Source organism: Flavobacterium swingsii, assembly GCF_900111965.1.
Taxonomy (GTDB): domain Bacteria; phylum Bacteroidota; class Bacteroidia; order Flavobacteriales; family Flavobacteriaceae; genus Flavobacterium; species Flavobacterium swingsii.
Genome location: NZ_FOJT01000002.1, coordinates 475,151 through 488,524 on the forward strand (window position 1 = coordinate 475,151; position 13,374 = coordinate 488,524).

Annotated in this window: 13 protein-coding genes; 6 read left to right on the forward strand and 7 right to left on the reverse strand. The window is 31.0% G+C overall.

Annotation, left to right across the window (positions count from 1 at the left end; translation table 11 throughout):
- Window positions 1–14: 14 nt before the first annotated feature.
- Complete coding sequence (gene ade, locus BM053_RS05030) at window positions 15–1,664, reverse strand: adenine deaminase (RefSeq protein WP_091474693.1); 1,650 nt, start codon at window positions 1,662–1,664, stop codon at window positions 15–17.
- Window positions 1,665–1,775: 111 nt separating this feature from the next.
- Here ade and BM053_RS05035 point away from each other — a divergent pair, with 111 nt between their 5' ends.
- Both BM053_RS05035 and BM053_RS05040 read left to right on the forward strand, forming a co-directional pair.
- The gene (locus BM053_RS05035; RefSeq protein WP_167357288.1) at window positions 1,776–2,324 is read left to right on the forward strand and encodes a hypothetical protein; all 549 of its coding nucleotides are present in this window, start codon (window positions 1,776–1,778) and stop codon (window positions 2,322–2,324) included.
- Window positions 2,317–2,457 carry a hypothetical protein gene (locus BM053_RS05040; protein WP_091474695.1) on the forward strand — a complete coding sequence of 47 codons (141 nt, stop codon included), beginning with the start codon at window positions 2,317–2,319 and terminating at the stop codon, window positions 2,455–2,457. Before BM053_RS05035 ends, BM053_RS05040 begins: the two co-directional genes overlap by 8 nt.
- Before the next feature lie 50 nt (window positions 2,458–2,507).
- Here the strand turns inward: BM053_RS05040 and BM053_RS05045 are convergent, their stop codons facing one another.
- From BM053_RS05045 to BM053_RS05055, 3 genes are read right to left on the reverse strand one after another with little or no spacing between them, the layout of a single operon-like run.
- Window positions 2,508–2,747, reverse strand: coding sequence for a hypothetical protein (locus tag BM053_RS05045; protein WP_011963201.1), 240 nt, complete (start codon window positions 2,745–2,747; stop codon window positions 2,508–2,510).
- Window positions 2,748–2,788: 41 nt separating this feature from the next.
- Window positions 2,789–3,781: a glycosyltransferase family 2 protein gene (locus BM053_RS05050; protein WP_091474698.1), complete on the reverse strand. Its 993-nt coding sequence runs from the start codon at window positions 3,779–3,781 to the stop codon at window positions 2,789–2,791.
- 35 nt (window positions 3,782–3,816) lie between these two features.
- Window positions 3,817–4,269, reverse strand: a complete 453-nt coding sequence (locus tag BM053_RS05055) for a type I restriction enzyme HsdR N-terminal domain-containing protein (RefSeq protein ID WP_091474700.1) — start codon at window positions 4,267–4,269, stop codon at window positions 3,817–3,819.
- A 55-nt stretch (window positions 4,270–4,324) separates the two neighbouring features.
- Here BM053_RS05055 and holA point away from each other — a divergent pair, with 55 nt between their 5' ends.
- From holA to BM053_RS05075, 4 genes are all read left to right on the forward strand, one after another.
- Entirely contained in the window at window positions 4,325–5,329 is a 1,005-nt protein-coding gene (holA, locus tag BM053_RS05060; protein ID WP_091474702.1) for a DNA polymerase III subunit delta, read from the forward strand.
- 62 nt (window positions 5,330–5,391) lie between these two features.
- Window positions 5,392–5,574 carry a CAL67264 family membrane protein gene (locus BM053_RS05065; RefSeq protein ID WP_091474704.1) on the forward strand — a complete coding sequence of 61 codons (183 nt, stop codon included), beginning with the start codon at window positions 5,392–5,394 and terminating at the stop codon, window positions 5,572–5,574.
- A gap of 100 nt (window positions 5,575–5,674) precedes the next feature.
- The gene (gene ettA / locus BM053_RS05070) at window positions 5,675–7,366 is read left to right on the forward strand and encodes an energy-dependent translational throttle protein EttA (protein WP_091474706.1); all 1,692 of its coding nucleotides are present in this window, start codon (window positions 5,675–5,677) and stop codon (window positions 7,364–7,366) included.
- A gap of 70 nt (window positions 7,367–7,436) precedes the next feature.
- Window positions 7,437–9,626, forward strand: coding sequence for an ATP-binding protein (locus BM053_RS05075; protein ID WP_091474708.1), 2,190 nt, complete (start codon window positions 7,437–7,439; stop codon window positions 9,624–9,626).
- Window positions 9,627–9,692: 66 nt separating this feature from the next.
- Here the strand turns inward: BM053_RS05075 and BM053_RS05080 are convergent, their stop codons facing one another.
- The 3 genes from BM053_RS05080 to BM053_RS05090 form a co-directional block, all read right to left on the reverse strand.
- Window positions 9,693–11,618 (reverse strand): OmpA family protein, encoded by a 1,926-nt coding sequence (locus BM053_RS05080; protein WP_091474710.1) that lies wholly within the window; start codon window positions 11,616–11,618, stop codon window positions 9,693–9,695.
- An 18-nt stretch (window positions 11,619–11,636) separates the two neighbouring features.
- The gene (locus BM053_RS05085) at window positions 11,637–12,554 is read right to left on the reverse strand and encodes a PorP/SprF family type IX secretion system membrane protein (RefSeq protein WP_091474713.1); all 918 of its coding nucleotides are present in this window, start codon (window positions 12,552–12,554) and stop codon (window positions 11,637–11,639) included.
- A 5-nt stretch (window positions 12,555–12,559) separates the two neighbouring features.
- The coding region (locus BM053_RS05090; protein ID WP_208600939.1) for a T9SS type B sorting domain-containing protein at window positions 12,560–13,374 on the reverse strand (815 nt) is incomplete at its 5' end.

A 13,374-nucleotide genomic window follows, 5' to 3' on the forward strand; every position in this document is an offset into this window, starting at 1 on the left:
TACTGTCAAAAAAACTATTCCACTTTCAAATCTACAAACGAAAAAGTATTCCCACTAAACAATCCTTTGTCAGATAATTTCAAATCAGGGATTACTAAAAGTGCCATAAACGAAAGTGTCATAAAAGGCGCTTTTAGATTGCTACCTAAATCTTTTGCCATGGCATCAATTTCTTGATATAATTTTCCTGTTTCCCAACCATCTTTATCACTCATAATTCCGGCAACTGGTAAGGCTAACGATTTATTTAGATTGCCATTTACGGCACAAATTCCGCCAGTATTTTTGATAATTAAATTTACAGCATTACAAATCTCTTCGTCTGATGTTCCAACGACCACAATATTATGACAATCATGCGCTACGGAACTTGCAATGGCGCCTTTTTTTAACCCAAAATTTTTAATGAATGCCACTGCTGGTTTGGTGTTAAAATATCGGTTTACAACAGCCATTTTCAGAATATCATTATCAATATCTGAAACGAGTTTTCCGTTTTTTATAAATGAATTATGATGAATTTCATTCGTAATTAATTGCCCTTCCAAAGCTTCAATAACTCTAATTTGCTTCGCCTGTTCGCTTACGCTCGAGTTTGATGCAGAACTCGGAATTTCGAAATCACTAATTTGTTTTTCGGTAATATTAAAATTATTTGGTGTTTCAAAATCGATATGTTTTACAAATGATTGTCCGTTTTCGGCAACCAATTCACCATTTATATACGTTTTATTGACTTTGAAGTTTACTAAATCATCTACAATAATAAAATCGGCAGCGTCATTTTTTTTCAACAAACCAACATTCATTTTGTAATGATTTACTGGATTTACGCAAGCGACTTGCAGGATTTTAAAAATGTCAATTCCTTTTGCAACAGCACGAGCACAAAGTAAATTAATGTGTCCTAAAATCAAATCATCAGGATGTTTGTCATCAGAACAAAACATCATATTTTCGTAATTTTCTGGAAGCAAATCTATTAATGCATCGAAGTTTTTGGCTGCGCTTCCTTCACGAATAATAACTTTCATACCAAGTGACAATTTTTCTTGAGCTTCATCGTAAGTAAAACATTCGTGATCAGTTGTAATTCCTGCCGAAATATATTTTTTGATAGGTTCGCCACGCAATCCAGGCGCATGACCATCAACAGGTTTGTTGAAATGTTTTGCCCAAGCAATCTTCTTCAAAACTTCTTCATCATTAAACAAAACACCAGGATAATTCATCATTTCCGACAAATAATAAATGTCTGGTGAAGCCATTAATTCTTTTATTTCTTCAGAATCGATAATAGCACCAGCGGTTTCAAAAGCGGTTGCAGGAACACAAGATGGCGCGCCAAAATGAAATTTCAACGGTACTTTTTTTCCGTTTTCAATCATATAATAAACACCTTCTTTCCCAAGAACATTGGCAATTTCGTGCGGATCGGAAATGGTAGCAACCGTTCCATGAAGGACAGCAATTTTAGCAAATTCAGAAGGAACAAGCATCGAACTTTCGATATGAATATGTGCATCGATAAATCCTGGAAGAATATAGTTTTTCACATCATGATTTTTCTCAATGATAGAAATAATCTTTCCGTTTTCGACATTTATTTCACCTGAATAAATACGCTTATTTTCTATATCTACAATTTGTCCTTGAATCTGCATTTTGTTTATTTTAAAAAAGTAATAAAAGCCAAAAGTAACACCATTTTTATTAATTGTAATCAGATATTTGTTGTTATTTTGTACCTAAGAATTGTTAATGAAAACATTGTGTTGCTAAATAAATTTAATCCTAGTTCTAAATCCTTCAAAAATACTTTTTGTGTTTTTAATGAAGTAGAAATTAAAACTGTTGAATCTTTGATTCCTAATTACAAAAGTGAATCTGGGAGTCAATATTTTTATACAGAAGCAGGAATGTATCGCCTCTCTAATCACTGGGGAAGACTAGCAAATAGCAAGTGGCGATTGGTTGCTTTCGATCCAGAATCGACATCGAAAACTAAATTAGGTTTTGCGAAGTGGGATAGTTTTTATCCAGACAATAACTTCGAAAAATTGTATTATTTAGAAGCTGATTTTGATAGGCAAACGATAAATTACCAACACAAAAATAGCCCTGATTTTGATAATAAACCAATTTTAAGAAACACATTAGACACTGCAAAAAGGATAAAACAAGCTAGAAATATATTAACTTTGACTAGTTGGGCAAAATATTTTAGCAATCAAAACATTGATGAATTAAGAAAAAAAATCATCAACGAATTAATTTATACCGATAAGAATTTAGAAGAAATAAAACGCAATTGTCATGAGTAGAAACACTGAAAAAAATATCAAGAAACACAATGATAAGCTTCATAAAGCTCAGGACAAGGTCAAAAAAGCAAAAGTAGATCGTGCGGCACAACTAAAAGCTATTGTAAAGAAATTTAACGAACAAAAAGAATAATTACTTTAAAATAAAAAAAGGGTTTAGAAAATTTCTAAACCCTTTTTTTATTACTCGTGATCTGGTTTCAGATTAAATAAAGCGAAGTTTTTAGACTTCTTTTCGTAAGCCTTAAAAGAAATGTCACTTGGATTTGTAATAGCAGTTTTTAGTGTGATTTTATCACCTAATTTAAAGTTAGAAACGACCATTTTATAATCCAATAAATATTCTCCGCAAAAGAAATTTCCGTTTTCGTCTTGTTCTATCAGTCCTGTAAAAAGACCTTTTTTTTCTAGCGATTTTGTCATAATAATATTCTATAAAGAAAGGACAAAGGTAGTATTAATCTCTAAAAATTGTTTGTAAAAATCTTTATATTTTTAATAAAATAACTATAAACAATGCTTTTTGTCTTGTAATATTTTTCAAATTGATTGATATCCCGTTTTCCTAAAAACTTAAATAGAGAATAATAGAAATAAAAATGAGACTCTAAAACAGCCCAAAAATGTTTCAATTTTCCTTGTGTTAAAAAACGAATTCCAGCAATTCCGTCTAAACTTAATCTTATAAATAAAGTAGTGAATAATTGGTTTGTTGGAAGATTTTTAAGCATCATCCACAAAGAGTTTCTAAAATTCAGGAATGTTTTTTTAGGGTTTTCTGTATTCAAAGTTGCTCCACCAACATGATAAACTGTCGATTCTCCACAATATTTGGCAATATATCCTTTATTAAATGCTCTCCAACACAAGTCGATTTCTTCCTGATGTGCAAAAAAACTAGCATCAAAACCATTTAGCTCTCGAAAAACATCTTTCCTAATAAAAAAACAAGCGCCTGAAGCCCAAAATATTTCGATTGTATCATTATATTGTCCATTATCTTTTTCGATAGTATCAAAAATACGTCCACGACAAAATGGAAAACCATATTTATCTATAAATCCGCCACCAGCACCAGCATATTCGAAGTATTCTTTGTTTTTAAAGTCAAGAATTTTGGGTTGAATAATACTAGTTTCTGGTTCGTTTTCGAATAAAGTAATAATAGGTTGTAACCAGTTTTCAGTAACTTCAATATCAGAATTTACCAAAGCATAAATTTCTTCTTCAACTTCCTGTAAAGCCTCGTTATAACCTTTTGCATAACCAAAATTACCTTTGTTTTCGATGATTTTTATCGTAGGAAAATGAGTTTTTACAAATGAAACTGAAGCATCGGTAGAAGCATTATCAGCCACATAAATCGTAGCTTCTTGAGAGAATTCTATAATGGAAGGCAAAAACTGTTCTAGCAATTTTTGTCCATTCCAATTTAATATAACTACGGCTATTTTCAATGTTAATTCGTTGATTTGGTTATTCGTTGATTTGGTTATTCGTTGATTTGGAATTCAGGAAGTTCTTTCAAAAACAAATATTTCTCGTTTTCAAAATCCATTTGACAAAAATAATGATTTAAACCATTAGTAACCATTAAATATTCTGCCTCAAGGACCATATTGTATCTTGCAATCTGATCGAAAGTATTTTGAGAAATAGGGACCTCTGGTGCTTTGCATTCTATAAGTAAAAATATTTTTCCATTAGGTTGAAATACAACTATATCATATCGTTTACTTAAATCATTGATTTTGATTAACTTTTCAACATTAATATATGATTTCGGGTATTTTTTTTCTTCTAACAAAAACCGAACTACGTTTTGACGCACCCATTCTTCGGGCGTGAGAATCACAAATTTTTTACGAATTTCATCAAAAATAGAAACTTTATTTTCACTATTTTTGAACCGAAATGTATAAGTTGGAAAATTCAGTTTTTGCATTCAACAAATCTATTATCAAATAAACGAATTACCAAATAACCAAATCAACTTTTTTGTGGACGAAGTAGTAAAAATAATTAATGATATAAAAGCTGGAAATATAAAGCCAATTTATTTTTTAATGGGCGAAGAGCCTTATTATATTGATAAATTGTCGGAATATATCGAGCATAATATATTGCAAGAACACGAAAGAGATTTTAACCAAACGGTTTTATATGGCCGTGATGTTACGATTGAAGACGTGGTTTCGAACGCAAAACGTTATCCTATGATGGCGGATCGTCAGGTCGTTATTGTAAAAGAAGCTCAGGATTTAATAAAAACAATAGATAAGTTAGAATCTTATGCCGAAAATCCGCAGCCAACAACGGTTTTAGTTATTTGTTACAAATATAAAACACTCGACAAGCGAAAAAAAATCACAAAGATTTTAGCTCAAAAAGGTGTTGTTTACGAAAGTAAAAAATTATACGAAAACCAAGTAGGCGAGTGGCTAAAGAGAGTTTTACAAGGCAAGAGACTCAATATTGAACCAAAAGCATCAGCTATGTTAGTCGATTTTTTAGGTACTGATTTAAGCAAAATCGCTAACGAATTAGACAAACTAGCCATTATTTTGCCACAAGGGAGTACAATTACACCAGCTGTTATTGAAGAAAATATAGGATTTAGCAAGGATTTTAATGTTTTTGAATTTAGAAAAGCTATTGGAGAAAGAAACCAATTAAAATCATATCAAATTGCCGACCATTTTGCTCAAAACCCAAAGGATAATCCAATGGTTGTTACGACAAGTTTGGTTTTTAGCTTTTTTATCCAATTATTAAAATACCACGGACTCAAAGACAGAAATCCGAAAACAGTTGCTCCAATTTTAGGTGTAAGTCCATTTTTCTTAAAGGATTATGACGTAGCTTTACGTAATTATCCTATGAAAAAAGTAAGTCAAATAGTGGCTTCCTTACGTGATATTGACGTAAAAAGTAAAGGTGTTGGAGCAAATGCTTTACCGCAATCAGATTTATTGAAAGAAATGTTGGTTAAGATTTTTAATTAACATTGAAAATTATTCAAAAAAGACGATATTTGTACCCCTCAAATTAAATAAAAAAAGAAATTATGGGAATGAATAAAAATACAATTTTAGGCTGGGCAACATTAATGATGGTAATCATGGGATTAGTACTCATCGGTCTTGGAGCGTACAGATATGCTGATATAGCAGGTTGGGGTTTTGCAACTGTTGGTTTCGGTTTTTTATTAAATGCTTGGGTTTTTAGCTCATTGAAAGGGCGTTTATAAAAAAATTGCGAATTACGAATTACAAATTTTCTATTGAATTTTAAAAATCTAAAGAAATCTAACAATCTAAGTTAGTCTAATTAATCTAATAATCTAAATAATGTCAGACGATAAGAAAGTAATATTCTCAATGTCAAAATTGAGTAAAACCTACCAAGGAGCAGACAAACAAGTATTAAAAAATATATATCTAAGTTTCTTTTACGGAGCAAAAATTGGTATTTTAGGACTAAACGGTTCAGGGAAATCTTCTCTTTTGAAGATTATTGCTGGAGTAGATAAAAATTACCAAGGTGATGTAGTTTTTGCACCAGGTTATACCGTTGGTTATTTAGAACAAGAACCAATTCTTGATGATTCTAAAACGGTTATAGAAATTGTTCGCGAAGGTGTTGCCGAAACTATGGCTGTACTTGACGAGTTCAACAAAATAAATGATATGTTTGGCTTGCCAGAATATTACGAAGATGCCGATAAAATGGACAAACTAATGGATCGTCAAGCAGCTTTGCAAGACAAAATAGATTCATTAGGCGCTTGGGAAATAGACACCAAACTAGAAATCGCTATGGATGCTTTACGCACACCAGAAGCTGATACACCAATTAAAAATTTATCAGGTGGAGAACGCCGTCGCGTCGCTTTATGTCGTTTGTTGTTGCAACAACCAGACGTTTTGTTGTTAGATGAGCCTACGAATCACTTAGATGCAGAATCGGTACTTTGGTTAGAACAACATTTAGCACAATATGCAGGAACTGTAATTGCAGTAACGCACGACCGTTATTTCTTGGACAATGTTGCAGGTTGGATTCTTGAATTGGATAGAGGAGAAGGTATTCCTTGGAAAGGGAATTACTCTTCTTGGTTAGACCAAAAATCGAGCAGAATGGCACTCGAAGAAAAAGTAGCTTCAAAACGTCGTAAAAACTTAGAACGTGAATTGGATTGGGTTCGTCAAGGTGCAAAAGGCCGTCAAACGAAACAAAAAGCGCGTTTACAGAATTACGATAAATTACTAAACGAAGATCAGAAACAACTAGATGAAAATCTAGAAATCTATATCCCGAACGGTCCACGTTTAGGAACTAATGTCATTGAAGCTAAAAATGTAGCAAAAGCATTTGGAGATAAATTATTGTATGATAATTTGAATTTTACTTTGCCACAAGCAGGAATTGTTGGAATTATCGGGCCAAATGGTGCTGGTAAATCTACTATTTTTAGAATGATAATGGGAGAACAAGCAACAGATTCTGGTGAATTTACTGTTGGTGAAACTGTAAAAATCGCTTATGTAGATCAATCACATTCTAATATAGATCCTAACAAATCTATTTGGGAAAACTTTGCCGATGGTCAAGAACTGATTATGATGGGCGGACGACAAGTAAATTCTCGTGCTTATTTATCCCGTTTCAACTTTGGTGGAGGAGAGCAAAACAAGAAAGTAAACACACTTTCTGGAGGAGAACGTAACCGTTTGCACCTTGCCATGACACTAAAAGAAGAAGGAAATGTACTTTTGTTAGATGAGCCTACAAATGATTTAGATGTAAATACTTTACGTGCTCTCGAAGAAGGTTTAGAAAATTTCGCTGGTTGTGCTGTGGTTATTTCTCACGACAGATGGTTTTTAGACAGAATTTGTACACACATTCTAGCATTTGAAGGAGATTCGGAAGTGTATTATTTTGAAGGTGGCTTCTCTGAATATGAAGAGAATAAGAAGAAACGATTGGGTGGAGATTTAACTCCTAAACGATTGAAATATAGAAAATTAATAAGATAATATTTTTTTATGAATCCTGACTTTTGTCAGGATTTTTTTTTACATTAGTTTTTTTGAAAATGTTCTCACTATGTGTAAATATAAATTATTTTTCATCCTTTTATTCTTTGTTCTTTTTCAGAATAATTCTTTCTCACAGTCAGAAAAAAAATCGGTACAAGAAATTGTACAACTAAATACGCAATCACGAAAATATTTTAAACAAGGTAATTTCGAGAAGTCTATGCAAATTTCTCGTATTGCATTGCACAATGCAAAAATTATTGGTAATGATTCTCTAGTAGCAATAAGCTGTCAGAGAATAGGTATGAACTTCGAAGAATTAAAAGATTTAAATAAAGCATTATTTTTTTATAATAAAGCTTTAGATTATGCTACGAAGTCTAAAAACGGGGAAATAAAAGCAAACGTCTATAATGATTTAGGAAATATAAACTCAACAGATTTACTAAATCAGTACAAAAAATCATTGTATTATTATAAAAAAGCTAAAGAATATTACGAAACAAAAAAAGATTCTACAAGGTTAGTTATGATAAACTTGAATATCGCTTGGACTTGTTTTGATGAAAAAGAATTCGATTTAGGTTTTAAAAATTTAGATTTTGTAAATAAATATCAACCAAAATTTGGAGATAAAGACTACATTGTCTCAATAAACATGCTAAATGGCATGTATTATGCAGGAAAAGGAGAAAACGAAACAGCTAATAATTATTACTTGAAAGGAATAAATGAAAGTACAAAAATCGATTTTAATGAAGAAAAACAATATTTGCATCTAGAATACGCTAGGTTCTTAGCCAAAAATGGAGATTATAAAAAAGCTTATGAAAATCTTGCAAAATATAATGAGATAGTAGAATCACTTTTTAATAAAGAGAAAATGGCAAAAGCCAATCTTGCTGCCAGAAATATAGAATTTGATATTTACAAAAGTGATATCGAAAAATTAGAAACCGATAAAAAAATTCAATCCTTAAGTCTAAAAAAATCGAATACAATTTTGAGTTTGTTTTTTGTAATATTAACATTCTTATTATTACTTGTTTATAGTTTATACAAAAATTATAACTTAAAAAAACAAAACAATAATGATCTTACAATTGCAAATATAGATCTTCAAATTGCAAAAGAAAAAGCAGAAGAAGCAACAAGATTAAAATCTCAATTTGTTTCGACAATAACTCATGAGCTGAGAACACCACTTTACGGAGTTGTAGGAATTACAGATTTAATTGCAGATGAGCATCCAGAGCTTAAAAATAGCCAGTATATAAAATCATTAAAATTTTCGGCAAAATATTTATTGGCATTGGTAAACGATATATTACAGATTTATAAAATTTCAGAAAATAAAATTGTACTTGAGAATTCTAAATTTAATTTGAAAGAAGAATTGGTTTCTATAATTGATAGTTTACAATTTTTAGCCTCAAAAAACAAGAACAAAATAAGTTTAGAGTTAGATCCATCAATTCCTTTATTTATAATTGGGGATAAAATTAGACTATCACAAATTTTTATGAACTTGATTAGTAATTCACTCAAATTTACCGAAAAAGGAAAAATAATTATTAAAGCAAATGTGTTAGACAAAAAGGATGATTCTTGTCAAATATTTTTTGAAATTACCGATAATGGAATAGGAATTTCTAAAGAAGATCACGAGAAAGTATTCGAAGAATTTGTACAAATAGAGCGGAGAGATGACGATTATCAAGGAACAGGTTTAGGATTGCCTATTGTAAAAAAACTGATTCAACTTTTTGGTGGAGAAGTTCATTTAGAAAGCGAAGAAAATAAAGGAACAAAAATAAGTTTCTCAATTAAGTTTAATATCCCAAACGAAGAAACTTTAAATATTTTGTCTGTTGAAGAAAATAATAAACAACTAAAAAAGCATTTAAATATACTTTTGATTGAAGACAATAAGATTAACCAAATGGTTACCCAGAAAATCTTGAAAAATTTTGGATACAAAACAATTGTTGTAGATAATGGTTTTGAAGCAGTAGAAAGATTAAAATCCGAAAAATTTGATGTAATTCTTATGGATATTAATATGCCGAAAATAAACGGTTTCGATACCTCAAAACTAATCAGAGAATTCGATGTTTTAACACCAATTATTGCTCTAACAGCATTTGATAAACAAGAAATTAACCATCAGGTAGTTGAATCTGGAATGAATGGAATAATTGTTAAACCATTTGAGTCGAGTGTATTAAATGATTTAATTGTGAAATTAACCAGTTAAGTATAAAAAAAGCCTTCTAATTATTTAAATTAAAAGGCTTTTTAAAGAATTAATATAACCAATCTATTATTTCATTTTAAGTACTTTAAATATAGAACGACGGTTTAACTGATGTGCAGATTCAGAACAATCTATCCCATCTTTACAATCATTTACTAAACTATATTCGCCAAAACCTTCAAATTTTTTGATTCTATTAGAATTTACACCTTTAGAAATTAAATAATCATGTGTCGAATTTGCTCTGCGAATTGCTAATGCTTCGTTGTAAGTAAAACTACCACGGCTATCTGTATGAGACTCTATTTCTACAGCCATTGTAGGATAAGTTGTATTCATCAAATAAGCAATTTTATCTAGCTCGATAGCTGCATCATCTCTAATATTTTGCTTGTCAAAATCGAAATAAATATTATCAACATTTACACCTGCAAGAATATCTACATCTTGTACAGGATCGAGTTCGAAATCTACAATTATATGTGGCTTTCCTTTAGTGTTTCTAGTATCTCCAACTTTCGATTTTGAGTTATATTTTACTTGAGAGGCTTCTAGATTATAAGTAGTTTCCCTATCAGCAGCAAATTTGTATTTTCCTTTTTCGTCGGTAATAAAATCGGCTATAATATTGCCATCTTTGTCTTTTATCACAATTTTAGCATTTGGTATCGGTTGCTTGTTTATAGCATCGGTTACGGTTCCTTTTATTTCGAAAGGAGGAATTCTATCAAATCCGTAAATGTCGTCATCACCTTTTCCGCCTTCACGATTGGAAGCTATAAATCCAGTTTCGCCAGATTCGTTTAGGAAGAACGAAAAATCATCCATATTAGAATTTACAGGACTTCCGAGGTTTATAATTTCTTGAATATTACCATCTCCATCTAATACTGTTGTAAAAATATCTAACTGACCAAGACCTTGAAGTCCATCGGAAGAAAAGAAAAGATTTCCGTCAGAATGCACAAATGGGAAAACTTCAGATCCTTCGGTATTTATTTTATTACCAAGGTTTACAGGAGTTCCGTAAGAATTATCATTAACACTTACCTTATAAATGTCTGATTTCCCGAAACCTCCAGGCATATCCGAAGCAAAATATAGCGTTTTCTCATCGACAGACAAACTAGGATGACCTACAGAATAATTTGTATTATTAAAAGGTACTTCGGTAATATTTGTCCATTTATTGTCTTTATCTAGCGTGGCACGGTATATTTTCAGGTTGTTAGTTCCTTCAGCATCTTTTCCTTTTTTGTTATTAGTATAATTATTGCGAGTAAAAAACATTGTTTTCCCGTCTTTTGAAATCGAAATTTGACCTTCGTGAAACTTTGTATTTACATCTCCTTTTACTTTTTCGGCTTCAGAATGATTATCACCGTTCTTAGTTATTTGAAACAAATCTAAAAAAGGCTGTTGGTTCCAAGAATACGTTCTTTTTATTCCCACACCTTTGTCTCTGCTTGATGCAAATGTGATTACGCTATTTCTTTCGAAAGCACCAAAATCACTTAATTCCGAATTAAAAGGAACTTCTTTAGAAAAAAACTGAGGCTTAATTTGAAAAATATTGGTAAGAAAATTTTTGTCTTGCATTATTTTTTCAATACGAGAATCGACAACTCCTGATTCTTTGTATTTGTTGAGCCAAATTTCAGATTCATCATATTTTTTTAATGCTCTTAATGCCAAAGCATAATTCAGATAATATTCCGGTTCTACTTTGTCTTGTTTTACCACATCTTTATAGTAAACAGAGGCATTTTCTGGATCACGAAGCATAGCATAAGAATCGGCCAAACGTCTTTTAGAATAGTCTGTATTATAATTATTGGCTAACATTTCTTTGTATACTTCAATCGCTTTTACAAAAGAAAAACTGTTATATAAAGCATCTGCTTTTTTCTGTTTCCCAAACTGAGCTGAAGCTGAAGGAATGATTCCAAATAGGATAACAGATATCAAGATATATTTTAATATTGATTTCATAATTCAGGCGTTTTTAGGTTAGAAATAACGTGGAGATTTGTATTTAGAGTTATCAAATTTGAAATCAAACATAATCATAATTTCATGAGATCCGGTTGTAAAAGGTCTTATTTTTGAAATTGGATAATCATAAGCATAACCTAATTTCATTTGTTTGGTTATTTGAAAATCGACCAAAGCTCCTACAGAATCCTCAAATCGATAAGCTCCACCAATCCAGAATTTTTCATTAAACAAGAAAGATAATGTTGTGTCGTAGGAAAGAGGAGAACCTTTTGTATATTTTACTAAAGCAGTTGGTCTCATTTTTATATTTCCACTTTTATTAAGGTCAAAAACATAACCGGCAATTCCATAAAAATGAGATTGTTCTAGCGCAACATAATTTCCTAATTTATTGTAATCATTTTCGATTAATTTTGGAGATGATACTCCTACATACCATTTGGGTTGATGCAAATATAATCCAGCTCCAACATTTGGTGTCCAACGATTTAATTTTTCTTGAAAATAAGGGTCGCTATATACTTCTTCATTATTAAATAAATTTTGGTCTATGTTATAATAACTAAAACCTCCTTTTACTCCAAAAGCCAACTTAGTATTTTGGGTGATGTTAATGTTGTACGAAAAATCTACATACATATAATTGAAATTTTCATACCCCAATCGGTCATTTATATATGAAAAACCAACGCCTATTCTCTCGTTTCTAAGCGGAGAATGTATAGAAAGTGTATTGGTTACTGGACCACCACTAAAACCAACCCATTGGTCTCTGTGAAGACCAACAACTGTTAGTGCTTCACGACTTCCTGCATAACCAGGATTTACGGATATAGTGTTGTACATATATTGTGTGAACTGTGGTGTTTGTTGTCCGTTTGCAAAAAACACATTCAGAACTATAATGGCTGTTAATAATAATTTTTTCATAACGTTTAGTTTTTAGTTCCTAAATAAATGTAACCTTTGAATGTATCAAAACCGCTATCTACAATATTTACAATATAATAGTATGTACCTGATGGTAAGTTACTATTGGATATTGCACCATTTGCTATTCCGTCCCAATTATTTTTATAATTGTTATTTTCATAAACTAAAGCTCCCCAACGATTAAACATTTTTACTTCATAAATAAATCTGCAATCTTCAATTCCTCCAATTTCAAAGAAATCATTATGACCATCATTATTAGGAGTGACTACTTTAGAAATTTTTAATTTTGAAATATCACATCCTAATACAAAACAATTATCAATTGTCATATATACTTCGATAATTCGAGGGCAATTTCCGTTAGGAATGGTATATCTATAGACATAGAAACCTGAAGGGATATTAATAGGATCTAGTATGCTACCTGATAATCCTCCTGAGTTATTTACATCTAACCAAGTCCCATTAGTTTCAATATTTGGATCCAATAAATCAAATAAATCTTTTTCTCCTTCTGTAGTACATAATGAGGCATTTACATAAGAAAAAGGTTCATTTATACTAACATTTATAGTTTGAGTAAATTCATCAGAATTTCCGCAAGTATCAGAAACAACCCAAGTTCTAACGATAGTATAAGTATAATCTGTTTGGTTTATTGTTACTGTTGTAAATACAGGAGGATTAACAATAGCCGAACAATTATCTACAAATACTAATTCAGGAACATCAGGAACATCTCCACAACTTACATTTAATACAGAATCTAATGGAGTTGAAAGAGTAGGTGGTGTTGTATCTATCACTTTAATAA

Bases quoted from the DNA above. Each gene is read 5' to 3' on its own strand.
- ade (WP_091474693.1), bottom strand. From the start codon at position 1,664: ATGCAGATTCAAGGACAAATTGTAGATATAGAAAATAAGCGTATTTAT.
- BM053_RS05040 (WP_091474695.1), top strand. From the start codon at position 2,317: ATGAGTAGAAACACTGAAAAAAATATCAAGAAACACAATGATAAGCTT.
- BM053_RS05045 (WP_011963201.1), bottom strand. From the start codon at position 2,747: ATGACAAAATCGCTAGAAAAAAAAGGTCTTTTTACAGGACTGATAGAA.
- BM053_RS05055 (WP_091474700.1), bottom strand. From the start codon at position 4,269: ATGCAAAAACTGAATTTTCCAACTTATACATTTCGGTTCAAAAATAGT.
- BM053_RS05065 (WP_091474704.1), top strand. From the start codon at position 5,392: ATGGGAATGAATAAAAATACAATTTTAGGCTGGGCAACATTAATGATG.
- ettA (WP_091474706.1), top strand. From the start codon at position 5,675: ATGTCAGACGATAAGAAAGTAATATTCTCAATGTCAAAATTGAGTAAA.
- BM053_RS05075 (WP_091474708.1), top strand. From the start codon at position 7,437: ATGTGTAAATATAAATTATTTTTCATCCTTTTATTCTTTGTTCTTTTT.
- BM053_RS05080 (WP_091474710.1), bottom strand. From the start codon at position 11,618: ATGAAATCAATATTAAAATATATCTTGATATCTGTTATCCTATTTGGA.
- BM053_RS05085 (WP_091474713.1), bottom strand. From the start codon at position 12,554: ATGAAAAAATTATTATTAACAGCCATTATAGTTCTGAATGTGTTTTTT.